The following is a 26,173-nucleotide window of genomic DNA, read 5'->3' as shown; positions in this document are numbered from 1 at the left end:
TGAGATTATGGTAAACTCAAATCCCGCCGAAGATATTGCAGCCGAAAATGAGCGATCGCTATCTACTTTGGTACGGACGATCGCCAGATTTCAAGGAAAGTTTTCTTTAACTATAGTGCGCTGCAATTATGCTAGCTTGCGTTCTGCAATGCTGGAAAAACTGCGCGATCGCTCGACTGTTGAATATCAAGAATTAGCCCTCGAACCTGCTACTAAAACACTTTATCAAACCATTCTCAATGCCGTCCAAGAGCAACCGCCGAAAGCTTTGATAGTTGTTGGTATAGAATCGGTGGTTGCTATTGATGACCTGCTAGCGGGGGCTAATAGAGCGCGAGATCAATTCAAGCAAGATTTTGCTTTTCCTTTGATATTATGGGTTACGGATTCTGTACTGTCTAAATTTAGTCGATCGGCTAACGATCTGAAGTCTTGGGCTCCTCCTCCAATTCAGTTTACTATGCCGCCCGATGATTTGATGAATTTATTGTGGCAAAAAGCAAGTCAAGCTTTTGCTGATGTTGAGAATTTCAAATTAGATGACTGTAAAATTGAGTCTTTGAGGAATGACCTGTCAAGTTTTGGAGAAACATTAAACCCAGAATTGCACGCAAGTTGGCTATTTATTGGGGGTTTAGTTGCATTTCATAAAAATAAAATAAATTTAGCGATCGAACATTATGAGGAAAGTTTGACATTTTGGAAGCAAAATCGCCACTTAGAAAGACAAGGAATTGTCGGCAAGAAGATTGCTGAAGCTTACAACCGCAAAGCTGAATTGCACCGGGCTGGAAATCAAGGTTATTGGCAAGAAGCTAGAAAGTATTTACAGCAATCTCTGGAGATTTTTGAGCAAGTGCAGCGACATGATTTAGCTGCGAAATGTATTAGCGAGCTCTGCGAAGTGCTGCGACTTTTACAAGCTTGGGAAGAGTTGGAAAATTTAGCTAAAAAAGCATTAAAAATACACGTAAATTACGGCACTCTGAGTCAACTAGCTGAAGATTACGGCTTTTTGGCTGAGGTGGCGCTGCAACAATCTCAGTGGGAAAAAGCTTGCGAATCGGCTAAATTAGCATTGTCGGTTTTGGAACAAGCAGGAATAAATAAAAAAGATACTGGTTTGTATCTGCTACTTTTGGCAAAAGGGCAGCGAAATCTTATCCCCTGTTCGACAGTTAACCCCCTCCAGCCCGCCCTTGCTAAGGGGGGGAGTCAGTCAGTTTTTTCCCCTCTTGAGATTATAGAAACTTTAACACAAGCGAAACTAATTACCCAGCCTCAAGATGATGTGCAGCTTTATCTGAGGATTTTAGAAGAGTTGAGAACTCTGTATTTTGAGCAAGGCGAATATTTAAAAGCCTTTGATATCAAACTCGAACAACAAGCAGTTAAAAGCAAATATGGATTGCAAGCTTTTATCGGTGCCGGTCGCTTGCAGCCGCCGCAACAAATAATTGATATCGGTTTAGAATCCGGTCTGTCAAAAGCTGAAATTGTTGATGAAATTGTCGCCGCTTCCGTGCGGTCGCAGGATGTTAAACGAATAATTGAACGGATAGGTACACCTGCTTGTAAGCTGACAATCATTCACGGACAGTCGGGAGTAGGAAAAAGTTCGATTATTCAAGCGGGATTAGTTCCAGCCCTGCAACTTACAACTTTTGAAGCGCGGGATGTATTGCCTGTTTTATTGCAGTCTTATCACGATTGGGCGAAGGATTGCGGTCAGTGTTTGCGATCGGGAATTGAAAAAATAAAAGGTGAGAGTTTATCTACTGCTATTGACACGCCTGCGGCTATTTTGGAACAGTTGCGACTGAATCAAAATCGCCATTTGTTGACGGTACTAATTTTTGATCAGTTTGAAGAATTTTTCTTTGTTTATCAAGACCAAAGTAGCCGAAGAGAATTATATGATTTTTTGGCTGAATGTCTAAATCAGATTGGTGAACTCAAAATTATCCTATCGCTGCGTGAAGATTATCTTTTCTACTTATTAGAATGGAATCGCACGACCCATTTATCGATGATTGATAACGACATTCTCAATAAAAAAATATGCTATTACTTGGGTAATTTTTCGATACCCGATGCTAAAATTGTTCTCCAAACCTTAACAAAAATCTCTCAACTTGACTTATCGGAAGATTTGGTAAACGCACTGGTAGAAGATTTAGCAGGTGAAATGCGGGAAGTGCGGCCGATTGAACTGCAAATCGCGGGAATGGAACTGGAAAAAAGGCAGATTACTCAACTGAGTGAATATCAGCAACTTGGCAATCAGGCTAAGCTAAAAGTGGTTGAGGAATTTTTAGCAGAAGTTATCGCCGACTGCGGCAAGGAAAATAAAGATATTGCCGAACTTGTCTTGTACTTGCTGACGGATGAAAAAAATACCCGTCCTCAGAAAACTTTGGTTCAATTAGCAGCAGATTTAGGAACCAAATCAAAAAGATTAGAGTTGGTTATCGAGATTGTCGTTAAATCGCGATTGGTGTTAGAAGTGCCAGCAACTCCTATTAGACGCTACCAACTTGTCCACGATTATTTAGTGCCTTTTATCCGCAAACAGCGCGGTGCGGAATTACTAGAATTACGCCAAAAAGTCAAGCAGACTGAAGCTGAAAAGCAGATATTAGCAGAGGCGCGGCAGAAAGCAGAACAGTTGTCAGCAGCAGCAAAGCGACAAGTTAAATGGCTCAGTAGTATTGGTGCAACGATATTTAGCATTAGCTTAATTGGTGCTGCAACTGTAATGGGAGTAGCGTGGCAGCAAGTGGACAAGGCACAGAAATTGACAAAATTAGAGCGATCGGCAAGTGATGCTTTGAGACAGTTTGAATTTGGCTATAACCAAATAGATGCTTTAATCTCAGCCGTGAAGACTGGGAAAGAACTCAAAGCTACTCTCAAAAATGTTCGTTCCCTTGCAGATTACCCGATATCTACTCCCCAGATTTCCCTCAACCAGATTCTCGACAACATCCGAGAACAAAATCGGTTTAAAGGACATCAAAAAGCGGTATTCAGTGTCAGTTTTAGTCCCGACGGCAAATACATCGCTACGGCATCATTCGACAAAACAGCCAGGTTGTGGGATGTCACGGGTAAGTTGATACGAGAATTTAAAGGACATCAAAGGGCGGTATCGAGTGTCAGTTTTAGTCCCGACGGCAAATACATCGCTACGGCATCATGGGACAATACAGCCAGGTTGTGGGATGTCACGGGTAAGTTGATACGAGAATTTCAAGGACATCAAGATTCGATATCGAGTGTCAGTTTTAGTTCCGACGGCAAATACATCGCTACGGCATCATGGGACAAAACAGTCCGGTTGTGGGATGTCACGGGTAAGTTGATACGAGAATTTAAAGGACATCAAGAGGCGGTATCGAGTGTCAGTTTTAGTCCCGACGGCAAATACATCGCTACGGCATCATCGGACAAAACAGCCAGGTTGTGGGATGTCACGGGTAAGTTGATACGAGAATTTAAAGGACATCAAGATTGGGTATGGAGTGTCAGTTTTAGTCCCGACGGCAAATACATCGCTACGGCATCATCGGACAATACAGCAAGGTTGTGGAATTTAACAGGCAAGCTGATACAGGAATTTAAAGGATATCAAGATTGGGTATGGAGTGTCAGTTTTAGTCCCGACGGCAAATACATCGCTACGGCATCAGCGGACAATACAGCCCGGTTGTGGGATTTAACAGGTAAGTTGATACAAGAATTTAAAGGACATCAAGGTTCGGTAGAGAGTGTCAGTTTTAGTCCCGACGGCAAATACATCGCTACGGCATCATCGGACAATACAGCCCGGTTGTGGGATTTAACAGGCAAGCTGATACAGGAATTTAAAGGACATCAAGATTGGGTATGGAGTGTCAGTTTTAGTCCCGACGGCAAATACATCGCTACGGCATCAGCGGACAATACAGCAAGGTTGTGGGATTTAACAGCCAAGCAGATACAAGAATTTAAAGGACATCAAGATGGGGTAAATAGTGTCAGTTTTAGTCCTGATGGCAAATACATCGCTACGGCATCAGCGGACAATACAGCAAGGTTGTGGGATTTAACAGGCAAGCAGATACAAGAATTTAAAGGACATCAAGATGGGGTAAAGAGTGTCAGTTTTAGTCCCGACGGCAAATACATCGCTACGGCATCAAAGGACAATACAGCCCGGTTGTGGCGAATTAAAAGTTTAGATGAAATGCTGGTGCAAGGCTGCGATTGGCTGCGCGACTATTTGCAGAATAATGCTGAGGAAAGCGAGAAACACCTCTGCGATCAGATTAGTGCTCAGAATAAATGATTAGCCAATCAGTCGGTAGGTGCAAATATAGCAGAAGGAAGAAGGAAGAAAAAAGAAGGAAGAAGGAAGAATTAGCAAGGATTTCAGCGATTAAGAATGTCCTAACCGTTTTGGTGGTTGCTATAAACCTTAGCGTGTAACAGAATGTAAAGCGATCGCAAAAGTTGCGATCGCTGCGTTTCACCCGCAATGACAGATTTACCGCATAGAACCCAGAAACCGGGTTTTTTACGAAAATAGTTCGTTGCCGCCCGCAGATTCGGTAAAAAACCTGATTTCTTTGGTCTGGCGTAAGTCCTGACTTAACAGAATTCTGCCAATTAAACCAGCTTATCTTCGGCAATTCCCCTATAGCAGCGGCCAAATGTGCTAACGTACAATCAAAAATCCCCCAATTTCAACTATCGCGAGACAGATAACCGTGTTCGCTCAAGCACCTCCAACTCCCAATTACAAATGGTTTAGCTGCATATCTAGCACTGTTTTCACCGCATTGTGCCTGTTGCCCATTTTCAGCGCTGCGGGATACGCCCAAACTCCCCAAAATAGACCCATCAAAATCGGCGTGGTGCAGCGGTTTGGTACCAAAGCAACCGACAAACTGACGCTGAAAGCATTACCGGGCGACAGCTTAACTTTGCGTTACAAAACTCCTCAAGGCATAGAAACCAAAACTGCTCCTAGCGTCAAGTTAGAAATAGCCCCGAAACCGCTGGAAACGCCCTTAGTAGAAGAACGAGTGGTACTCAGTTCTCACCGCAGTTTTGAGAGTGCGGAAGACAGCGCCAATCAGTGGCGCGCCCAGGGAATAGAAGTAGAAATTGCTCAACCTTTGCGCTGGCAAGTTTGGGCAAAAAGAGATGTTTATAACTCTCCTTTAGTGCGGCGCTGGCTGTTGCAAAGTTTGCAAGCTCAAGGCAACAAAACAGCTTTTTTGGATTCCAAAGTTTTAAAACAAATACCCCAGGCATTTTGGGTTTTAAACGGCTTTCGTTTCAACCGCAATGAGTTGGATGTGACGGCCGGTAAAAATACGATCGAGGTATTGGAACAAACCACCCAAGAGGCGACAGCTACTGAACCAGAAAAAGCTATTCAACAAACTCGCCGTTATGGTGGCAATTTGCGCCTGCAAAAAAATGCTTACGGCACTTATACTTTGGTGAATGAAGTGCTGACGGAAACTTATTTGCGGGGTGTTGTTCCTCACGAAATTGGGGCTTTTTCGCCTTACGCTGCAATTGTCGCTCAAACTATTTTGGCGAGAACCTACGCCCTGAGAAATTTGCGCCGGTTTGCTGTGGATAATTATGAGTTGTGCGCTGATGTTAACTGTCAAGTTTATTTAGGTTTGACGGAGGTTTACCCGCAAAGCGATAAGGCGATCGCCCAAACGAGCGGCTTGGTGCTAACTTATCAAAATCAGCTAGTAGACGCGCTCTATTCCGCGTCTAGCGGCGGCGTGACAGCCTCTTTTAACGATGTGTGGCAGGGCGCGGAACGTCCATATTTGCGATCGATCGTCGATTCCCCTAATAATGTTTGGGATTTGTCCAAGCAGAGTTTGTCTGACGAAAACAACTTCCGCCGCTTTATCAGTTTGGAAAAAGGGTTTAATGAGGAAAAAGAAGACACTTTTCGGTGGCGCGAACCAGCTTCTTTGACGGCGATTGGTGGATTTCTCAAACAGTATCTTCAGAAGAAACAGCACCCGCTGGCTAATTTTAAAACTGTCACTCAGGTGGAAGTGGTGGAAAGGTCGCCCGCAGGTCGAGTTTTGAAAATGAAGGTTCAAACTGACTTGGGCCCGATCGATATCGACAAAGACGAAATTCGCAATGCTTTTTACCCGCCGATCAGCACGCTTTTTTACCTAGAACCAATTTACAATCCCGACAAAACCCTCAACGGTTATGCTTTTGTCGGAGGCGGTTTCGGGCACGGGGTGGGAATGAGTCAGACTGGTTCTTACAATTTGGCTAATTTGGGCTGGAACGGATCTCAAATTCTGGGCTTTTATTTTCCCGGCGCTCAAGTTGTGCCGCTCAGCGATGCCATTACATTTTGGCGCGAATAGTCGATCGGACTCTGCCTAAAGTCGGCGATTTAAATCATCGCCACTACACAAACAAAGTCCGCCTTCGCGGACTAAATATCAGTCGTAAAAGTTTTAGATTTTAGAGTTTGGATTTTAGATCGGTTTCACCGTTAATCTAAAATCGGCCATCTAAAATCTAAAATTATTTGGTCAGCTATCTGCTCAAACAGCTAGGAATTCATAGCTGAGAGTGACAGACTGCTGGCGGCTTTGTTTGAGTCTTAGACGCAGAAACCCGGTTTCTTAACATAATTGCCGTATTTCAGCTTAATTCTGGAAACGAGAAACCGGGTTTCTTAGGGTATCGCGCGGAGCGTCCTTTCTTAGTAGAGCGATTCTTCTTGGTGAGTTTCGATCGTACAGTCAGACTTCGGATAAGCGACGCAGGTGAGGACAAATCCACCCTCGATTTGGTCGTCATCTAAGAAAGATTGGTCGGATTGGTCAACTTCGCCTGCTGTGATTTTGCCGGCGCAGGTGGAGCAAGCACCAGCCCGACAAGAGTAGGGGAGGTCTAGTCCTGCTTCTTCTGCAGCATCAAGAATGTAAGTATCGTCATCAACGTCAATGGTCTGGTTAATTCCTTCGGCTTCGCTGATGAGGGTAACTTTGTAAGTTGCCATGCACTAATCCTCTCAAAAATTCAACAAGATCTATAATTTTTCCTAATGCAACCTTCAAGGCTCTATCAGCTTTGAGGTTAGCTCTTAGGTTTGTTCCCTCTATGATAGTAGGGGAAAGAAGCAAGCTTGCAACAGTTATTTACCAAAAATTTGAATGGGATTAGTTATAACTTTTTCTAATTTCATCTTGATTACTTATACCTATGTTGGGTTCAGCCTTGTGATACTGTTGCCGCAAGACTTGCGCTAAATAATCCGGTTTCTAGGAAAAATCCTGTTTTGAGCCCTACAGCACAAAAACCGGGTTGTTGGTATGGGTTGTGTCGATCGAGTTTCAGCAAGACTGGCTCCCAGGCAAGTCCCTGCTGCGGGTGAAATGTATAGTTAGATCGCATCTAGACTTGGGTGTTGAAGGCTCGATCGCATAAATCGCACCACAACCACAGCTTAAAATCTGGGCGGTGGAACCCTAAACCCCTGCACCGCAAGTCTGTAACTATCTAAAATGTCAAATCTAAAATTCTATGACTAATATTGATACTGGCTCTAGTTTTTCGGTTAATTCTCCAATTCGCGTGGGGATTGTGGGTACTGGTTTTGCGGCTAAGTTGAGGGCGGAGACTGTTCAAGCTGATGGGCGATCGAACTTAGTAGCAGTTGCGGGCCGCACCCCGGATAAAACCGCAGCATTTTGTCAGGGATTCGGCGCTGAAGCTGCGGTTTCTTGGCGCAAGCTGGTAGAAAGAGATGATTTAGATTTGGTAATTGTCTGTACGGTGAATCGGGATCACGGGGCGATCGTCCTGGCGGCCTTAGAAAATGACAAGCACGTTGTGGTGGAATATCCTCTATCTTTAGACGTATCTGAAGCAGAAAGGGCGATCGAACTTGCCGCCCAAAAGCAAAAACTCCTCCACATCGAACACATCGAACTGTTAGGCGGTTTGCACCAAGCAATCAAAGAATCTTTGCCCTTAATCGGTAAAGTTTTTTACGCCCGCTACATTACTATTACTCCTCAACGTTCCGTACCTGAGCGCTGGACTTTTCAACATTCCCTATTTGGGTTTCCCTTAGTCGGTGCAATTTCTCGACTGCACCGATTTACTGATTTGTTCGGGGAAGTGGCAAGCGTTAACTGTCAAGCTCAATTTTGGGACACTCAGGCGGATTTCTACAAAGCTTGTTTGTGCAACGCACAGTTGCGCTTTGCCAACGGCCTTGTAGCTGAAGCTGTTTACGGAAAAGGAGAGACTTTTTGGCAGTCTGAAAACGTTTTTACCATCTACGGAGAAGCAGGAACGCTGGTTTTTACTCCTGAATCCGGTCAATTAATTCAGGGAGAAAATCGGCACAGCATCAAAGTAGGAACGCGGCGCGGCTTGTTTGCCAAAGACACCGAGATGGTGTTGGAATATTTGTCAAACGGTACGCCTTTGTACGTGAATAATGCCAGTAGTTTGTACGCTTTGAAGGTGGCAGATGCTGCGAGGCGATCGAGCGAGATCGGGCAAAATGTAGCCCTTAGAAATTCATAAATAGGACTGACGCAATAAATCGTTTTTTATGTTAACTATAGGTTAAGGTGGGCTGTGGCGCATTACAGTAAAATTGCCAGAGTCTATCTATAGTAGTAGTTCGTACTCTAACTTAGATTAGACTGTTATGCCTGTGAGCAAAAATATTTAGAATTAAAAGAAAGCACTGTCGAATGCAGGTTTAGCATTGACGACCCTTTTGTCACTGCTGCTAAACATCAGCCAAGCTGTGCTAAAAAATTCAAAAAACATAGATAACGTTGGGCTGCTTTCGCTCACAAAAAAAAGGAATTTATGCCTGGACACGACATTATCGTTATTGGAGCTTCGGCAGGCGGACTCAAAGCACTGGGCGCGATCTTGGGTAATCTGCCTAGTGACATAGATGCTGCCATCTTTATTGTTAAGCACCTCGCAGCCGATAAGCCCAGTATTCTTCCCCAAATTCTGACAGATCTAGGCTCTCTGCCGGCATCTCACCCGTCCGACGGAGAGGCTATTCAAAAAGGGCGAATCTACGTCGCGCCGCCCGATAATCACCTGTTGCTCAATCAACAAGGGTCAATCCGCGTGGTGCACGGGCCTAAAGAAAATAGATTTCGGCCCGCCATCGATACGTTATTTCGTTCAGCGGCTCGTGCTTATGGTTCAAGGGTGGTGGGTGTGGTACTCACTGGTTATCTGGATGATGGCACGGTGGGATTACAGGCAGTCAAGAAACGGGGCGGAGTGACGATCGTCCAAGATCCAAAAGAAGCAGAATACCCCAGTATGCCAACGAGTGCCTTGCGATACGTGAAGGTCGATCGCTGCCTGCCACTGGCAGAGATCCCAGACCTCCTAGTGGAGTTATCAAAGCAACCTGCCGCCGAGCAAGAGGCCTACCCCATGACCGAAGAGATCGAAATTGAATCTAACATTGCTGAACAGCAAATGAATACTAAGGAGCTTTTAGATAATGTAGAAGCGATCGGGACTCGGACAACTTACACCTGCCCTGAATGCAACGGCAGCATCTGGCAAATTGACAAATCAGAGCCGCTGCGGTTTCGCTGTCACACGGGGCACTCGTTTACGGCTGATACATTTCTGGCAGAGCAAACTCAGAGTTTGGAGAACGCGTTATGGTCGGCAACTCGAATAATGGAGGACAAGGTGATGTTTTTGCGTCAAATGTCTGAGCGAATGAGAAATTACAATTTACAAAGTGCGGCAGCAAAATACGAAGACCACGCCGAAAGCCTGGATGCCGAAGTATCACTGATTCGAGGCATAATTGTCAAAGGCTTTGCCACGAAACGAACCATTGTTGAAACAGATGAAGAGCAGCCACATTAACTCAATCTCGATCAAGTTTTCTTTCCACCGAGCAATACGCTTAACGAGTGTTTTACAGCCGCGTAAAATTTTAGTCGTCAAGGCGCAGCACTGATTATTTTAGACAACTAAGAAATGTGGCGGTAATGTTATAGACGTATACTATATTTAGCCTCATTTAAATTTAATTTAATTGTGCTATTTTGATATATCGAAGTTGAAGTTTTACTCGATTTATCCAATTTTAAATAGCTGGAAATTTGGTTAAATCAAATCCGCTTTCGCCCGCAAAGTGAGTGTAAGCAAATAAACCGATGTCAGCAATAGTATAGCGATCGCCTGTAAAAAAAGCATGGTTTGCTAAATGCTGTTCCATCACCCCCAAAGCACCATAACCCGGTGCTTGTTTTTGTTTAAGTGCTTCCCCCGATATTCTTCAGCTTTCCCCGTCAAATACCAAAAACGAGAAGTAGCAATAAAAAGTTTGTGACTGTACTGCTCAAAAAACAACCACTTTGTAGCAATTCCCAAAGAGCGAATATTCGTAAATTTTCAACATGAGTATTTTTTTATATACCGCAGAGAACACAGATTACTGGCTATTAACCAGCGTCCGATCTTAAATTTGAAAAGTCGTGTTTTTTGAGTCGTTCAATCTCGATGAAGATCATGAGCTTATCACCATCGTGCCAATGCCAGTCTAATTCGTCATCCGAATGAGCTGTAAATAGCGAAATCCACTCTGCTCCCGGAGTTGGATCGTATGCAAGGCTACAATGCGATGGATATCCGAGAAGATAATCATCACTCTGGTGTAAAGCATTCCGAAGCTCGCCATAAGATGCACATAGCTCATCTTTCTGAAATGGCCACTCGTCAACTTGATATTCGTCAAAGGGAAGATCGAATGTCTGTCTAAATGTGATGGTGCAGCTAGAGCCTCTGGCAACCGCATCAGGCGGTATAGTAGGAACAAGTTTTGTGATGTCACTAAAGAATTCTGCATGAATATAGCCCGGCTCTCCCCAAAAAAGATCGCTTTCACCATCAGGGTCATCAGCGACGAAAAGACTCAATAGTCCGCGCTCAGGCAAATTAGTATTAACTTGTGGAATTTCTGCAAAGTTAAACTGACCGAGGAAACGGTAAAGTCCTAAGTGGTGAGTTGGCCACTCGAACCCTTCTGGCAAATCAGGCGATCCGCCATAACGACTTCCAGCCAAGTTAATCCCAGAGTCAGACCGTATAATTTCTATCGCCGTGCGGAGAACACTACATAAATAGTCTTGGTGTAATGCCATCGGTGTTCGCTCGAACATCTGCAAGAAGTTTGTTACGTCCATTTTTATTCAATCATTTCTGCAATTGTCCACATCGTAACTAAGGTCAGCCACAAATATCCTAAATATTATAATCAGCTTCGCGGTCAGCTTCACTTTTACACAAGACTTTATGGGAGATTCAATGAAATCCTACTGGAAAAATATTCACTTAAGTTCGGAAAATATTGGCTTAATTTACGGTTTTTTGGGCGTAATTGGATTCAGCTTTACACTACCGGCAACCAGAGCCGCTGCGCTCGATTTAGACCCGCTGTTTGTAGGTTTGGGACGCGGATTAGTAGCAGCTATACTAGCAGCATTTACTCTGCGGATAACGCATCAACCCATTCCCTCAAAACAGCAATTTCGGAGTTTATTAGTTGTCGGATTGGGAGCTGTTTTGGGATTTCCGGTACTATCGGCTTGGGCAATGCAGCAAGTACCTGCCGCCCACGGTGCTGTGGTGTTGGGATTGCTGCCTTTAGCAACAGCGATAGCGGGAGTTTTGCGAGCTGGCGATCGCCCTGATTTCACTTTTTGGATGGCTAGCATTGTCGGTAGTGCAACTGTTGTTGGTTTTGGTATTATTAGTGGTGCTGGACACCTTCAGCTCGCCGATTTAGCTTTGTTTGGAGCTGTAATTGCTGCTGCTTTTGCCTATGCTGAAGGTGGGCAATTAGCTAAAATTTTAGGTGGATGGCAAGTTATTAGTTGGGCCTTGGTAATTATCGCTCCTTTCGAGGTCTTACCAACAATATTTGTGGTCTTAAAACAAGGGTTGACAGCTTCACCGATAGCCTGGTTCGGTTTTGCGTATGTGAGTATTTTCAGTCAATTTATCGCATTTTTTGCCTGGTATCACGGTATGGCAATTGGTGGAGTTGCCCGGGTAGGCCAAATTCAGTTATTGCAACCTTTTTTGACGCTCCTGGCTTCGGCAATTCTGCTTGATGAGACTTTGGAGCCGATCGCCCTAGCAACAGCTTGTTTAGTTGTGGCCAGCGTAGCTGCGGGTAAAAAAGCATCAATTAAGCGGGCAGAAGATTTGTGAGGCGATCGCTTTATCAACAGGCTGCTGACTCCAATCGTTGACTTTCACATATCGACTCCATCCAACGACAGATGTAAAGCCGGGATTATTTCTGTTAAATACTACCAATCAACTGAATTTTTTAGAGAATAGTAATGTTAGATATTGATGAAATGGGGCAAAAAGAAATACACGAACTCCTACACAAAGTAGGATACGGTCATCTGGGCTGCATACACGAAGGCAAGCCCTACGTGATACCAATGAACTATTATCTCGAAGAAGAGGACATTTACCTGTTTACAACGATCGGCATGAAGACTCACGATCTTGATGCAAATCCAGAAATTTGTTTGCAGGTTGAAGAAATACGCGAGCCGCTTCATTGGCGCAGCGCGATCGTCAATGGTCGAGCCTCGCGCCTGACTGAGCAGGAAGATATCGATCGGGTAATGCACCTGATCAAAGACCGCAATCCCACGCTGTCACCTGCGATCAATCGAACCTGGACTGATGCTCAGGGACGTTCAGAAGCGATCGCAATCTACCGCATCGACGCGAGTGAAATGAGCGGGCGCACGACTGATGGAGTCAGCAGTCGGTAAGAACCGAGATACCTCAAACGTTTAGAATGTTGAGGGAAACCCGATTCTCCTAGGTCGAGGCTTCACAATAATTAATCCATTGCTTTGATTCTTTTTACTATTTTTTCACAAGGAATGATATGACGAACAAAATTGACATCAACAAATCTGTGCCGCACGAGCGATGGGGTGAATTTTTCGATCAGTTTTCAGATGGTAATCGCGGGCGGCTTATTTCCATCGAAATCATCGATTCAGAACTCGGTCATGCAGAACTGATTAAGGACGCACCATTGATGGCTATGGTTTACGATCGCCCTGGAAAGGGAGATGATTTGGTGATTGAAGTGGGTAAGGATGTGGTGACTTACGCTCACACGATCGATTCACCAACTGAAATTTTAACGGGACAGGACTCAAACGGCGTGATGATGGCGGTTCGGATTAGTGACGCTGCTGGGACACAAACATTGATCCAGCTACAAGCAAGTTGAGCTGGTTGAATAATGCTGAGTTTAGTTTATTTCAGTACCCAATGTTTCAAGCCCCACACTCAATAACCCACAGAAGTGAATATGTCTGAGATTTAAAACAAAGTAGCAATGTGGATTAGGTGAGGCGAGTGCGAGGCGACTAGCTGCTAGTGGAGCCAAACTAATGTTAGCTGCCCGCCGCGAAGATCGGCTCAAAGAACTGGTTGCCGCGATCGCCCAATCAGGGTGCAGCAGCTAGAGTCAAACGGCGAAATCCGTTCGACTAATATCTCACCAAGAGCCGTTGCCACTGAGTTGACTACCGCGATCGGCGATAAAGATACAGCAGCGGGAATGAATGCTCTTTATGCGATCGCCATTGATGCAGATGCCATTGAGCAGCCCGGTGATGTTGATGTGAATGAAACGATCGTCCGACTCCTCAAGAACTTTAGAGTGATAAAAGAACATCATGAAACAGCGAAAACTCGGTAATCAAGGATTAGTGGTTTCGGAACTAGGACTCGGCTGTATGGGTATGTCCGAGTTCTACGGCATAGCCGATGAGTCAGAAGCGATCGCCACCATTCATCGCGCCTTAGAGCTAGGCGTGACGTTCCTCGACACGGCTGATATGTATGGTGTCGGTCACAATGAGGAGTTGGTCGGCAAAGCAATTAAAGACTGTCGAGATCGAGTCATCATCGCCACCAAGTTTGGCAATGTACGCGGTAGTGACGGCAGCTTTCTAGGCGTGAATGGCAAACCCGAATATGTCCGCTCTTGCTGTGATGCCAGTCTCAAGCGTCTGGGCGTAGATACGATCGATCTTTACTATCAGCACCGAGTCGATCCAAACACTCCCATCGAAGAAACCGTAGGTGCAATGGCGCAGCTCGTCCAAGCCGGGAAAGTGCGCTACCTCGGTCTTTCCGAAGCCGCGAGCGCCACGATCCGCCGCGCCCAAGCAGTGCATCCTATTTCGGCACTCCAGACTGAATATTCGCTGTGGAGCCGGGAGCCAGAATCCGAGATTTTGCCCACCTGCCGAGAGCTAGGGATTGGGTTTGTGCCTTATAGCCCTCTGGGGCGCGGGTTTCTCACAGGCAAAATCAAGAGCCTCGACACGTTATCGGAGGGAGACTATCGCGCACAACGATATCCTCGCTTTCAAGACGATAATCTCCAGCAAAATCTGGAGCTAGTCGAGCAGATTGAGCAGATAGCCGCGGCTAAGGGCATCAAAGCTGGACAGTTGGCGCTGGCATGGGTCTTAGCCCAGGGCGAAGACATTGTGCCAATTCCAGGCACCAAACGCCGCACCTATTTAGAAGAAAACATTGCGGCGGCTGCTGTAACGCTCACTCAAGAAGAACTAGACCAGCTCGGGAAAGCGCTGCCATTAGGAATTGCGGCGGGCGATCGCTACCCCGATATGAGCACCGTCAATCGTTAGGATTTGGTCAACTCGCCAAGTGGATGGAGAGGGTCGGCACGGGGAGACGACAAGAGTCAAAATCCTGGTTTTCCTGAGAATGAAACACCCCTCTTTGTAGGGGCGGTGTCCCCGTGCCAGCCCTCGATGTTAGGGGGATCTCCGCGTTAAAAACACGCCCTGGCCGCAGCAATCTCAATCTTTTTCGTTGCCTTTTTTATTAAGTAAACCAGTGGAATAGAACTTAAATAAATCTAATCTTTGGCATCCATGCCTTTAGAAAATGTTAAAAACAACAGATAAAACTCAAATCGAGCGAGTTCTGAAAGCCTAATCAATAAGCAGAAAATTATGACAAATACCATCAGCCGCGAAATTCAGCTAGTCTCCCGCCCCAAGGGGATGCCCACCGCCGATAATTTTACGATCGCGCAAACAGAACTAAAGCCACTTCAAGAGGGGCAGGTGCTCGTTCGCAATCTCTACATTTCGGTAGATCCATATATGCGCGGTCGCATGAATGAGGGGAAATCCTATGTTCCCCCGTTCAAGTTAGGTAAAGCGCTAGAAGGCGGTGCAGTCGGCGAAGTCATCGAGTCGCGCGCCCAGGAATTAAAGCCGGGTGATGTTGTCACTTCCCAGTATGGCTGGCGAGAATACTTTATAGCTGCCCCAAAAGATTTGCATCAGGTCAACCGCGAGATTCAACCGCTCTCCGTTTACCTGGGTGCCCTCGGCATGACGGGCATGACCGCTTGGGTTGGGTTGAATTTGGTAGAGGTCAAAGCTGGCGATGTTATTTTTGTTTCGGGAGCAGCAGGTGCGGTGGGAAATGTCGCCGGACAACTAGCGAAATTGCGCGGATGCCATGTCATCGGGTCAGCCGGTTCAGGGTCGAAGGTCAAGTTTCTGCTGGAAGAATGCGGATTCGATCGCGCCTTCGATTACAAGGTCGGCCCTGTCCTCGAACAACTCAACCGGGCAGCACCGGACGGAATTGATGTCTATTTCGATAACGTAGGAGGCGAAACCCTCGAAGCGGCGCTCTCGGCGTTGCGGGTGCACGGCCGAATTATCGCTTGTGGCGGCATCTCCGGTTACAACGAGGAAAAGCCCCAGCCCGGCCCTTCCAATCTATTTTATATGGTTACCAAACGGTTGACGATGAAAGGGCTAATCGTTAGGGATTGGCTCGATCGCCAGAGTGAGTTTGAGCAGGAAGTGGGCGGCTATTTCCAAGCTGGAAAACTGAAGAACAAGGAAACAGTGGTGGCAGGAATCGAGGGAGCGGTGGGTGCATTCATCGGTCTTTTTGAAGGCAAAAATGTGGGTAAAATGGTGGTAAAATTGGATTAGGTGGCGACTAATTGAGTCGGCACTTGCTTCATGATTTGAGCAAGTTGAAACCCTAGATCGCTTATACATTATTTGGTTTAAGAAAGTATGGATCTCCAACTCTCCGATAAAGTTGCACTCGTCAGCGGTTCAACCGCCGGAATTGGACTAGCGATCGCCACGACACTTGCCCAGGAAGGAGCAACTGTCATTGTCAATGGCAGAACGCCAGAGCGCGTAAACGAGGCTCTCGATCGCCTGAAGCAAAGTGTCCCAAATGCCAAACTTCAGGGAATTGCGGCCGATTTGGGAACGCAAGCAGGAGTTGAATTATTGTTTCAACAAGTGCCAGAAGTCAACATTTTGGTCAACAACTTGGGAATTTATGGCTCTCAAGCATTTGAAGATATCTCCGATGAGGAATGGATGAACATTCTGGAAGTAAACGTTATGAGCGGTGTTCGGCTCTCGCGCCATTACTTACCGCTGATGCTCAAAAAAGATTGGGGACGAATTATTTTCATCTCTAGTGAATCTGCCTTGAATATTCCCACCGAAATGATTCACTATGGCGTTACCAAGACAGCACAAGTGGCGTTGAGTCGCGGTTTAGCTGAAACAACCGCAGGCAGCCATGTCACGGTTAATACAGTATTGCCAGGGCCAACCCGTTCCGAAGGAGTGGAAACTTTTATTGAGGGACTTGCTAAGGATCAAAATATTTCACCCGAACAAGTTGAGAAAGAATTTTTTACCAAGACTCGTCCATCTTCACTGATTCAGCGATTTGCTACAACGTCTGAAGTTGCTGCATTAGTTGCATTTGTTGCTAGTCCTCTAGCTTCTGCAATTAATGGGGCCGCCTTGCGAGTCGAGGGTGGATTGTTGCGATCGATTGTTTAATAATAGGACTTACGCAACTGGCACATATAAGGTGTTCTGCATTTAAACAATGCTACCCCAGCGACCTCTCCGGCTTGCACTGCCAAGGTTTCACGATTTCGCAATAGCTAATTTAAATACAGAACAGCTTAGTAGGGTGCCCCGGAACAGAAAACCCTCGATATTTGTTGTACAACTTCGTCTGACGCACCCTACAAGTCAAATCAGGCTAAGTCGAGGAGTTTCTACGAGGGAGTTGAGGTCATAGCCAGTGAGCTAATCTGTATAACATCCCGATCGGGGGTATTGTACAGAACATTTCCGTCTAATATTCCTGTGGAAAAAGTTATTCGGAACAATTCTTAAAAAAATCCTTGTTTGGGATGTTATATAGAAACTTTCTGTAGAATTCATAGTTAGACATCCTTCTAATTTTAAATATCGATGTGAAATGTCAGATTTAACAAGTGTTGAAAAACTCAAGCTAGAAAAATTACTCGAAATGGAAAGCGGTTATGTGCTTTAAAAAAAGCATATTGCTGTTCACAATTAACTTATATCTGTCCAATTATAGATTTCTTTTCAATCAAAACTGTTCCCATCGATAGAGGATATTTAAATTTTTTAATTCTACTATAAAAACATCTAATAAAACTTAATGATAATCAGAAAAGCGATGTGATAAAAACAGCTAGATAAATTCAAATCTCATGTGGTGGCTAATCGATATCTTTTCTTTGGAATCGTCAAATTATGCCTCGCATTCGTTATCAAGAAATAGTTGTGTAAGCCATTGAACTCAATTCATACCTTTTATTAAATTTACAGGAGAAAGTCATGGAAAATACAGAAAGTACATTGTTCGATCGCACATTCCGGGACAGCGAAGGCAATATTGTTATAGCTCAGCCGCCAAATCTACCACTGATTGTCGGGCTTGTAGCTAGTTTGTTAAAGCTCATTGTTCCAACAGGCGAAATTAATTTAGCGTTGGAGCTAGTAGCCTTTGGCTCTTTGTTTACTTGGGCTTGGGAAGAATTATTTCAAGGCGTTAATTACTTTCGGAGAGCATTAGGTCTGATTGCGCTTGTTGCTCTAATTGCGTGGAAACTTCAATAAGTAGGTAAACATCAATAAATCCTATCGACCGTGACCTTACCTGAAAAATTTACGCAAACTCTTCTTTTGTTATGGGCATGACCAGTCAAGTTTCAGATGTACAGATGACTTCGCGCTGAGGCGATGAGCTTGACTCCCTAGCATTCTCTTTAAAACCGCAATTGTCGCGATGAGTATTAATATCATTGCCGGTTTAATTCAGTAATTGCCGCAGATTCCACCTTTATAAACTATCCCCCAGAAGCCGAGTTTCTTGCTGAAACCCGGCTTCTGTGTATTTCACTTACCTCAAAATTGCTGTATAATGAGCTCTCAACACGGACTCATGCAGAAAATCAAAATCGATGTCCAACGAAGCGTCTGACCGTCTTAAACAAAATGCTGAAAAAATTATGCGGATGTGGGAGAAGCGGGCGCGCGATGAAGTCAGTGCATCAACGCCTCAAAATTCTCTTGCCCTGCAAGATTCCCTTCCTCTATACTTAAACCAACTGGTAGATCAACTCTCAAACAGAATTGTCAGGACACCTGCCCGAATCACAGCCGACGAGGTAGAAAGCACCCGGATTGGCAAGCTGCACGGGCATGAACGGGCGGGGTATGCTGACTACTCTATGAGTCAACTCATTTTCGAGTATCACCTCCTCCGTCAAGTAATATTTCAAGTTTTAGAAGAAGAAGCACCTTTGGAAGTGCAGGATCGAGACATTATTATCGGCTCCATTGAGCAAGCAGTTAATGACGCGGCCACTCAATTCTCCGAAACGCTGCGAGATATTCAAGAATTATTTATGGTGACGCTAACTCACGACCTCAGAAATCCCATCAATGTCGTAAAAATGGGAACTCAACTGATGCTGCGGCGGCTGGAACGACGAGATACCCACACGGATGTGGCCGCGAGGATGCTGGGTGCGATCAATCGGCTGGATTCGATGATTCAAAATCTGCTGGATGCGAGTCGGCTGCGGGCAGGGCAGAGCTTAAAGATTGAATTTGAAGAATGCGATTTGGAGATGCTAGTCCAAGAGGTGGTAGAAGATTTGAACTTCGCGTATGGAGAGCGGTTTGTTGTGGTCTGTGATTCTGATATCACGAGCTATTGCAGCCGTAAAGAAATACGGCGGGTGATTGAAAATTTAGCAATTAACGCTGTGAAATACGGTGAGCCTAGTACGCCGATTACACTCACACTCCAGCAAACTGAAACGCAGATCAGCCTTACTATCCATAATGAAGGCAATCCGATCGCCCTAGACGCTCAATCCATCCTATTTCAACAATTTCGTCGAACCATTTCTGCCCAGGAGCAAACCGGCTGGGGATTAGGATTATTTTTAGCAAAAAATATTACTGAGGCGCATCAAGGGACACTTGCGGTTGAAAGTGGAGAGGGCAAGGGAACAAGCTTTATTATCAACTTACCTAAAGTTCTTCTTTAGTTCGGGACATTAAGACTAAAAAGAAAAATAGGCTATAAAATAATTAATTTACAGTCAATATTTCCGAGCTAACCCACTGCTCAGGTGCTTCAGCAGACGCACTCTAAACCGCAGAATTAAGCCGTCAATCTGCGAAACAAAGCCTGAGCGAGTACGGCGCAAACAGCCTCAAACAAAAACACAAATCGACCGCATTGATACTGTTGCTCAATCAGTTCAAGAGTCCGATTATCTTGATTCTAATTTTTGCTGCGGTGCTAGAGATTTTCCTTCAAGATGCGGCATCTGCCACGCTCATTCTGACGAGCGTCATTATCAGTGAGTTATTAGGGTTTTCGCAAAAGCGCGGAGCCTGGAACGCCGTCGAAAATTATTGGCTTTAGTGCAAGTTAAAGCAACTGTTTTGAGCAAGGGTAAATTGAGTCAGGTTATGTAAATCCGATCGATTTGATGGCAACGCTGGCGAACATTGGAGTGAGAATAATCCTTCCCTGGACACCTTTGGCAACCCGGCTCGGATTTCAACCGTTGCCGTTGAGTTTTGTGTTGTGGGGGCGATAGTGGTGTTTTACTTTAGTGCGGTCGAGAATGTAAAAGAAGTGTTTTACAGTCGCGTACAGTTTTAGTTGTTAATGCGAAGCAGTTATGACTTTGGACAACTGAGAAATGTAACGGTAATGTTCTAGACGTATAGTATTTTTAGCTTCATTTAAATTAAATTTCATTGTGTAATTTTTATATATCGAGGTTGACTTTTTACGCGATCGATCCAAGTTTGAATTGCTGGAAATCTGGTTAAGTCAAATCCGCCTTCGTCAGCAACGTGAGTGTAAGCAAATAAACCGATGTCAGCAATAGTATAGCGATCGCCCGCAAAAAACTCATTTTCTGCTAAATGCTGTTCCATCACCCCCAAAGCAGCATAACCCGGTGCTTGTTTTTGTTTAAGTGCTTCCTGATATTCTTCAGCTTTCCCTATCAAATACCAAAAACGAGAAGTAGCAATAAAAGGTTCGTGGCTGTACTGTTCAAAAAACAACCACTGCATAACTTGAGCGCGTTCAAATTTATCCGTGGGGAAAAACTCAGTTTCTTCGCTCAAGTAAAACATAATTGCATTCGATTCAAACAGAAATTTACCCGGTGCGATTTCTAACACCGGAATGCGGCAATTGGGATTTTTGACCAAAAATTCAGGTGTGCGGGTTTTTCCTTCGAGAATATTAATTTCTGTGCGATCGAACGCAATATTGAGCTGAGTTAACAGTAAGCGAACTTTATAGCAATTGCCCGAGGGCGAATACTCGTAAAGTTTAAACATGAGTCTTGAGAAGATTTTACGTTCTTAAATTATCTCATAAATTAGATAATTTAAACACGATGAGTTAACAGTTATTTGCTAAAATTATTTTGGCGATCGGTGGCGATCGCCAAAACCAGCCACTTCTGCCAAAGTATAAAGCGGCCGGCCCTTCACTTCCTCGTAAATACGCCCTATATACTGGCCCAAAATCCCAATACTAACCAACTGCACCGCACCCAAAAAGAAAACCGCCATCATCACAATTGTCAAACCCGTTAAGGCAGAATTTGGAGAAAAAAGCCGCCAATACAAAATCAAAAAAGCCATTAACACAGATACAAATGCCGCAAATAACCCCAGATAAATCGAAAGTCGGAGAGGAACTTTTGAAAAAGACACTAAACCGTTCATCGCCAAAGCAAAAGATTTACTGAACGTATACTTAACAGCGCCAGCAAAACGCGGATCGCGTTCAAACTTAACCGCCGTTTGTTTAAAACCAATCCAAGCGCGCAGTCCCCGAATGTAGCGGTTGCGTTCAGGCATCGCATTGAGTACGTCCACGACGCACCTATCCATCAAACAAAAATCTCCCGTATCTATCGGAATATCAACATCAGCAAGATGGCGCAAAATGCGATAATACATATAAGCAGGCAACCGCTTAAACCAACCTTCTTGACGGCGTTGAGTGCGTTGAGCGTAAACAACTTGATAGCCCTGCTGCCACTGTTCTACCATATCTATAATTAGCTCTGGTGGGTCTTGCAAGTCGCCGTCCATGATGACTACAACTTGACCGCTAGAAAAGTTTAGACCAGCAGTTACAGCTATTTGATGACCGAAATTGCGGGCCAAACTGAGGTAACAAATTCGCGAGTCTTTTTCGTGCAATTCTCGCAAAAGTTCGAGAGAGCGATCGCGGCTACCATCATTGATTAAAATTAATTCTACTGGGCCGTCCATTCGATCCATCACGGCACTAATTCGCCGATACAATTCAGCGAGATTTTCTTGTTCGTTATAGATAGGAATTACCAAGGAATACTTAGGTGTATCGTTCATTGCAGTTTCTGTTTAAAAATCGGCTTTTCAACCCTTAAATCAAAAGTTTCTTTTTCCCAAAACACGCTGGCTGCTTCACGAGAGAGGTTCGGCACCTAATTTCGCTCTTTGAGCCAGACAACAGCAGCCGACAAAATAGCAGCATACCAAAACTTATCTATTTTCTTAAATACGAAAAATAAAAGACACCATAAGACTGACGCACAGCGAAAATATTTGTTATCATAGATGTTTAGTCAGAGTATAAAAATTACAATCATAACCCATAGATTCCCAATTGCATGACAAATTCCAATGATCTTTGGCAAGCAAATCAAGACTTAAGCGAAGCTTGTCTGCAACATCCCTTTGTTAGAGGCATTGCTGACGGCAGCCTGCCCTCAAATAGTTTTGCATATTACATTGCACAAGACGCATTTTTTCTGGGAGCATTCGCTCGCGCTTACAGTATCGCTGCGGCAAAAGCACCCGACTGGGAGGGGTTTGAAATTCTCCACAATCTCGGCAGCGGTGTTTTAGAAGAACTTCGGTTGCATCAAGGATATGCAGGTAAATGGGGGGTAAACTTGCAAGAGGCAAAACCGGGAATTGCTACCCGTCGCTACACAGATTTTTTATTAGCGACCGCCTGGGGAAACGGTGTGGGTTTGACAGCAGCCGCGATGACTCCTTGCTTGCGGTTGTATGCTTTTTTAGGACAGCAGCTAGCTAAACCTAATATACCGGAACACGCCTTTAGCGAGTGGATTTCCACCTATAGCAGCCCTGATTTTGAGATTTTAGCAAAACGGCTGGAAAGTTTGGTCGATCGCTACGCAGAAGCTACGCCCGAAGTAGAAGCAACCTATCGCTACGCCATGCTGTGCGAAAGAGACTTTTTTCAGGCAGCTTGGGAAATAGAGTAAATTAAGTTTGTGCAAAAGATATGGAGAACTATCTTAAGCTACCTACGCCCACGCAGCAAATTTAACAGCCATGTACAGCAGGAATGTAGCAAATAATGTCATAACAGCATATCCCCAGCGAGGCTGACTACTCAACACTAAACCGAGTCCGATTGAGAGCGACACAATGCCGTAAGCGTATCGGTGAACCGATTGCAGAGCACCGGAGTTGATCAGTAGCGCTAAAGAGCAAAAACCGAAACAGAGGACTGTAATGCTCAGCCTTTTTCGCAAATACCACAACAAATAGCCACCGCCAAAAATCATCGCAACTTTACTAACAGCTTGCAAGCGGAAACTGAAAAAGTCCTTCAATATCTCCAACCAAGTAGGCTGAACCCAGGCTTTTTGGACGTAAACAAATGCTAAAGCATCTCCAAAACGAATAGCACAATATAAACTAAATGAAAAGAAACCGATAGCGCTAGCAAAACCAGCAGCATAAGCGAGGGGAGGTCTTTTTTCCCTCCAAGCTGTCAGCAAAAAAGTAGGTATCAGGGCTACTCCTGGCCCTCTAGTAGCAGTCGTCAAAGCTCCCCACAAAGCCGCCCAAATATACTCGCCCCTCTCAAAAGCTCGTAAAGCCGATGCTGTCAGGAACAAAAACAATCCTTCTGTGTATATGACAGTGCAAAATAGTGAGAACGGACACCAAGCTAGCACAGCAGTTGTCCGCCTTGCTGCACCAGCATCGTATCGCTCCTCCACCCAAAAGTAGACCAGCACTAAGGCACCCAGAAAGGCCAAACTATTGATGAGTACCCCTGCTAATTCCACTTGCATTCCCAGAGTCGTCAACCCACGCATCAGCAAAGGAAACAGGGGATAAAAAGCCACAGAATGGTGCTGCCCGTCATCTGCATAGCTGTAGCCTAAATTAGCGATTTGGACGTACCATTTACCGTCCCAGTGCGAAAAGAGTTCCCAGCCACTTGTGGGAAGGAAGCCACTGACAAAACCCAGAGGCGGCCAATTGTACACTGGCGGGTTCTGGCAGACTAAAGGAGCAATTACCTGCATCCCGATCGCAATTACCGATCGGCTCAGAAACCACATAGAACTTACAAAAATTAACCCGTCCCTGCTTTTGGAGCGCGGACGGTGCGGAATTACTTCTAGCCCTAAATCATTATTTGTCATGGCTAAAACAGCGCAAGACTCTAGATTTAAAATTAAAGTATAGTCCGCTGCCGAGTGCTCGCCAAATATATACGTAAGTACAGCGGTACTGCTAATTTTAACGTCCGAGTTTATTGGGAATCCCTTCGCAGCCGCCGGGAATAGTCTCTCTCGACTTCGAGCCACACCAAGCGCAGCAGTAATAGCGCTGCTCCTCCGACAGCCGCTTGACAGCGGTGAAATCAGCACGTTCAACCACAGCGCCGGTATGTTCGCCCGTTTGATAGTTGGGAAATTGGGTACGGCTGCGGGGGGATGCAATTTCTGCCGAGCCGTAGAACAATGCGGCCGCTCTCATGTCGGCGCGAGCGAGGTTGGCGTCGTACAAGACAGCGCGCGAGAGGTTGGCTTTGACTAAATCGCACTTGCTGAGATTGGCACGGACGAGGTTGGCTTCGCTCAAATCCGTCCACCGCAAATCGGTGCCAGCCAGGTCAGCACCCGCTAACATGACATTGAGATCGATAACGCGGATACCGTGATCTCTGTCTTCAGCGTAGCCGCCGTCCCCGTCAAGGATGGGGCGGCCTAAAAGCCGATCGCGCTTCAGAGGAGTAACCAATCTAGACTGCGACAAAAACCGCAGAATTTTAGCTTTACCTTCAGCATCTACACTGCTCATAATCGCAGCGGTGCGGCCTTCTGCGATCGCCCTTTCCTGCGGCCAGTCTTCCAAAAACCCTTGTTCGTCAAGGGCTAAGTCGGAAACCCCTTGAAAATAAGCATCGATCGTTTGCTGCTGCGTAATTCTGTTTTGCTGAATCGTCAAATCTTTCGAGATCACGTACTGCCGCCAAGCCACGTAAACGCCCAAAATCGCGATTAAAATTTGGCCCAAAGCGCCGATCAACTCGCCGAGAGCGCCGATGGCGTCCCAGTTGATTTGGATGTTGCGGCTTCCCGGTTCAGTATTAGTACCGCTGAGCATTAGCAAGCCCACAATCCCAGCTAAAAGCCCGAAGCAGGCGACGATCAGCGTGCGCCAAGTCGGCGGAATTACCTGCGCCCAGATTTTGCCCCAACTCGGCCACATCAGCCGCAGCGATATGCCGATCGCACCGACGGCACCAATTAAGCCCAGCCAAATGTTGTCATTGGCCAGCCCAAAAATCATCGCTGCGATCAACCCCAGCGTCAGCGCCGACGCCGACTTTTCAATAGTCGTTTGTTCCGGCTGCTGCGGCAATAAAACCTTGCGAGTTGCAGGCGGCGGCACCGGTTTTTCGGGTTCAGCAGTAGCGACGATTGTCCCTGATTCTGGTGGCACAGTAGGGCTCGCACCGTTCTGACTTTCTACAGTCACGTTCGATTCAGGGCGATTGGGTTGAGAAGAGTTGTTTTCTGGTGTCATGCGTTGAGGCAAATTCTAATTTTGGCCGGTCACTAAAACGATTTTAACTAACCAAGGAGGATTCTAGATAGTATTACCATAGAAATATCCACTAATTACACTCAAAGAGGTAACATACTATGACCCTGGTACTCCCCAATCTGCAAGCAAAACAAATGGGTCAAGTAATCACTACAATCACCGTCACGAATCGCATCGATCGAGTTATGGCTGAACGGGGATTTATTTCTGCTGAGGAAGTTCGTTCTGTTATGCTCGATAACGTTGTTGTCGATACCGGAGCAACTTTGCTTTCTTTGCCAGCTCGCATTATTAGCCAGTTAGGCTTAATACAAGTAGGAGAAAGAGATGTAGAAACATCAGCGGGCATAAAAAAGGGTCGAATTTTTGCCGACGCTCAAATTATTGTAGAGGGGAGAGAAGGGAGATTTGATTGTTTAGAGTTACCCGAAGGCGTTACTGCTGTTTTGCTGGGCGTGATTCCAATGGAAGAACTAGGCTTAGAACCTGATTTGAAAAATCGACGGTTGCGAGTATTGCCGATGAACAATCAGCAAACATATCTGATGGGTTAGTCGATCGGTGTTTACCGCAGCACAAACCTCTCGCCTGTGACTCCTATCATCTCCAGTCAATTACCAGCCATCAAAAATGTTTGTAGTGAGGACTGAATTCCTCATAAAAAATTGCTGAATAAATTCCTCATTACAAAGTAATTTTCTTTATTCTTGAGCGGTTATATATTATTAACTGCGTTTAAAAAAATCTATCAAAAAACTTGTTGTTTGGGTATATGTAAGTTT

The 26,173-nt window shown here is 45.2% G+C and carries 24 protein-coding genes and 1 pseudogene; 17 read left to right on the top strand and 8 right to left on the bottom strand.

Going from position 1 to position 26,173, the window contains the following annotated elements:
* Window positions 1-7 precede the first annotated feature (7 nt).
* From QUA54_RS19965 to QUA54_RS19955, 3 genes are all read left to right on the top strand, one after another.
* Window positions 8-4,330 carry a WD40 domain-containing protein gene (locus tag QUA54_RS19965; protein ID WP_333415992.1) on the top strand — a complete coding sequence of 1,441 codons (4,323 nt, stop codon included), beginning with the start codon at window positions 8-10 and terminating at the stop codon, window positions 4,328-4,330.
* A complete protein-coding gene (locus QUA54_RS19960; RefSeq protein WP_333415991.1) occupies window positions 4,327-4,470 on the top strand; it encodes a hypothetical protein in 144 nt (47 codons plus the stop codon). The genes QUA54_RS19965 and QUA54_RS19960 overlap by 4 nt, the downstream gene beginning before the upstream one ends.
* A gap of 281 nt (window positions 4,471-4,751) precedes the next feature.
* Entirely contained in the window at window positions 4,752-6,407 is a 1,656-nt protein-coding gene (locus QUA54_RS19955) for a SpoIID/LytB domain-containing protein (RefSeq protein WP_333415990.1), read from the top strand.
* A 344-nt stretch (window positions 6,408-6,751) separates the two neighbouring features.
* Here the strand turns inward: QUA54_RS19955 and QUA54_RS19950 are convergent, their stop codons facing one another.
* Together QUA54_RS19950 and QUA54_RS19945 are read right to left on the bottom strand one after the other, a co-directional pair.
* A complete protein-coding gene (locus QUA54_RS19950; protein WP_172189286.1) occupies window positions 6,752-7,051 on the bottom strand; it encodes a ferredoxin in 300 nt (99 codons plus the stop codon).
* 212 nt (window positions 7,052-7,263) lie between these two features.
* Window positions 7,264-7,446 (bottom strand): hypothetical protein, encoded by a 183-nt coding sequence (locus QUA54_RS19945; protein ID WP_333415989.1) that lies wholly within the window; start codon window positions 7,444-7,446, stop codon window positions 7,264-7,266.
* A gap of 129 nt (window positions 7,447-7,575) precedes the next feature.
* On the opposite strand from QUA54_RS19945, the gene QUA54_RS19940 reads away from it, so the two are divergent.
* Both QUA54_RS19940 and QUA54_RS19935 read left to right on the top strand, forming a co-directional pair.
* On the top strand, window positions 7,576-8,589 hold the full coding sequence (locus QUA54_RS19940; RefSeq protein ID WP_333415988.1) for a Gfo/Idh/MocA family oxidoreductase: 1,014 nt from the start codon (window positions 7,576-7,578) through the stop codon (window positions 8,587-8,589).
* Between the two features lie 294 nt (window positions 8,590-8,883).
* Entirely contained in the window at window positions 8,884-9,927 is a 1,044-nt protein-coding gene (locus tag QUA54_RS19935) for a chemotaxis protein CheB (RefSeq protein ID WP_333191737.1), read from the top strand.
* A gap of 223 nt (window positions 9,928-10,150) precedes the next feature.
* Here the strand turns inward: QUA54_RS19935 and QUA54_RS19930 are convergent, their stop codons facing one another.
* Complete coding sequence (locus QUA54_RS19930) at window positions 10,151-10,282, bottom strand: glutathione S-transferase C-terminal domain-containing protein (protein WP_333415987.1); 132 nt, start codon at window positions 10,280-10,282, stop codon at window positions 10,151-10,153.
* A 226-nt stretch (window positions 10,283-10,508) separates the two neighbouring features.
* Window positions 10,509-11,249, bottom strand: coding sequence for a DUF1963 domain-containing protein (locus QUA54_RS19925; protein WP_333415985.1), 741 nt, complete (start codon window positions 11,247-11,249; stop codon window positions 10,509-10,511).
* A gap of 121 nt (window positions 11,250-11,370) precedes the next feature.
* On the opposite strand from QUA54_RS19925, the gene QUA54_RS19920 reads away from it, so the two are divergent.
* From QUA54_RS19920 to QUA54_RS34505, 10 genes and pseudogenes are all read left to right on the top strand, one after another.
* Window positions 11,371-12,279, top strand: coding sequence for a DMT family transporter (locus QUA54_RS19920; RefSeq protein WP_333415984.1), 909 nt, complete (start codon window positions 11,371-11,373; stop codon window positions 12,277-12,279).
* Between the two features lie 134 nt (window positions 12,280-12,413).
* The gene (locus QUA54_RS19915) at window positions 12,414-12,863 is read left to right on the top strand and encodes a pyridoxamine 5'-phosphate oxidase family protein (RefSeq protein ID WP_333415983.1); all 450 of its coding nucleotides are present in this window, start codon (window positions 12,414-12,416) and stop codon (window positions 12,861-12,863) included.
* 119 nt (window positions 12,864-12,982) lie between these two features.
* Window positions 12,983-13,336 carry a DUF5335 family protein gene (locus QUA54_RS19910; RefSeq protein WP_333415982.1) on the top strand — a complete coding sequence of 118 codons (354 nt, stop codon included), beginning with the start codon at window positions 12,983-12,985 and terminating at the stop codon, window positions 13,334-13,336.
* 225 nt (window positions 13,337-13,561) lie between these two features.
* Window positions 13,562-13,810 carry a hypothetical protein gene (locus tag QUA54_RS19905; RefSeq protein ID WP_333415981.1) on the top strand — a complete coding sequence of 83 codons (249 nt, stop codon included), beginning with the start codon at window positions 13,562-13,564 and terminating at the stop codon, window positions 13,808-13,810.
* Window positions 13,788-14,771: an aldo/keto reductase gene (locus QUA54_RS19900; RefSeq protein ID WP_333415980.1), complete on the top strand. Its 984-nt coding sequence runs from the start codon at window positions 13,788-13,790 to the stop codon at window positions 14,769-14,771. The genes QUA54_RS19905 and QUA54_RS19900 overlap by 23 nt, the downstream gene beginning before the upstream one ends.
* A gap of 330 nt (window positions 14,772-15,101) precedes the next feature.
* Window positions 15,102-16,106: an NADP-dependent oxidoreductase gene (locus QUA54_RS19895; protein WP_333415979.1), complete on the top strand. Its 1,005-nt coding sequence runs from the start codon at window positions 15,102-15,104 to the stop codon at window positions 16,104-16,106.
* Window positions 16,107-16,193: 87 nt separating this feature from the next.
* A complete protein-coding gene (locus tag QUA54_RS19890; protein WP_333415978.1) occupies window positions 16,194-16,988 on the top strand; it encodes an SDR family oxidoreductase in 795 nt (264 codons plus the stop codon).
* 816 nt (window positions 16,989-17,804) lie between these two features.
* A complete protein-coding gene (locus tag QUA54_RS19885) occupies window positions 17,805-18,086 on the top strand; it encodes a hypothetical protein (protein WP_333415977.1) in 282 nt (93 codons plus the stop codon).
* Between the two features lie 344 nt (window positions 18,087-18,430).
* Complete coding sequence (locus tag QUA54_RS19880; protein ID WP_333415976.1) at window positions 18,431-19,528, top strand: HAMP domain-containing sensor histidine kinase; 1,098 nt, start codon at window positions 18,431-18,433, stop codon at window positions 19,526-19,528.
* A gap of 128 nt (window positions 19,529-19,656) precedes the next feature.
* Window positions 19,657-19,911: pseudogene (locus tag QUA54_RS34505) on the top strand (cation-transporting P-type ATPase); the annotation flags it as partial.
* Window positions 19,912-20,249: 338 nt separating this feature from the next.
* Here QUA54_RS34505 and QUA54_RS19875 read toward each other — a convergent pair.
* Window positions 20,250-20,849, bottom strand: a complete 600-nt coding sequence (locus QUA54_RS19875; RefSeq protein ID WP_333415975.1) for a glutathione S-transferase family protein — start codon at window positions 20,847-20,849, stop codon at window positions 20,250-20,252.
* A gap of 84 nt (window positions 20,850-20,933) precedes the next feature.
* The gene (locus QUA54_RS19870) at window positions 20,934-21,896 is read right to left on the bottom strand and encodes a glycosyltransferase family 2 protein (protein ID WP_333415974.1); all 963 of its coding nucleotides are present in this window, start codon (window positions 21,894-21,896) and stop codon (window positions 20,934-20,936) included.
* Window positions 21,897-22,177: 281 nt separating this feature from the next.
* Between QUA54_RS19870 and QUA54_RS19865 the strand changes: the two genes are divergently transcribed.
* Window positions 22,178-22,801: a TenA family protein gene (locus QUA54_RS19865; RefSeq protein WP_333415973.1), complete on the top strand. Its 624-nt coding sequence runs from the start codon at window positions 22,178-22,180 to the stop codon at window positions 22,799-22,801.
* Between the two features lie 42 nt (window positions 22,802-22,843).
* On the opposite strand, the gene QUA54_RS19860 is transcribed toward QUA54_RS19865, so the two are convergent.
* On the bottom strand, window positions 22,844-23,980 hold the full coding sequence (locus tag QUA54_RS19860; RefSeq protein ID WP_333415972.1) for a mannosyltransferase family protein: 1,137 nt from the start codon (window positions 23,978-23,980) through the stop codon (window positions 22,844-22,846).
* 97 nt (window positions 23,981-24,077) lie between these two features.
* Complete coding sequence (locus QUA54_RS19855; RefSeq protein WP_333203262.1) at window positions 24,078-25,370, bottom strand: pentapeptide repeat-containing protein; 1,293 nt, start codon at window positions 25,368-25,370, stop codon at window positions 24,078-24,080.
* A 119-nt stretch (window positions 25,371-25,489) separates the two neighbouring features.
* Between QUA54_RS19855 and QUA54_RS19850 the strand changes: the two genes are divergently transcribed.
* A complete protein-coding gene (locus QUA54_RS19850) occupies window positions 25,490-25,945 on the top strand; it encodes an aspartyl protease (RefSeq protein ID WP_333415971.1) in 456 nt (151 codons plus the stop codon).
* Window positions 25,946-26,173 lie beyond the last annotated feature (228 nt).

Origin of the sequence: Microcoleus sp. MOSTC5 (assembly GCF_036701825.1) — a bacterium.
GTDB classification, from domain to species: domain Bacteria; phylum Cyanobacteriota; class Cyanobacteriia; order Cyanobacteriales; family Microcoleaceae; genus Microcoleus; species Microcoleus asticus.
This window is presented reverse-complemented; position numbering and strand designations above follow the sequence as displayed.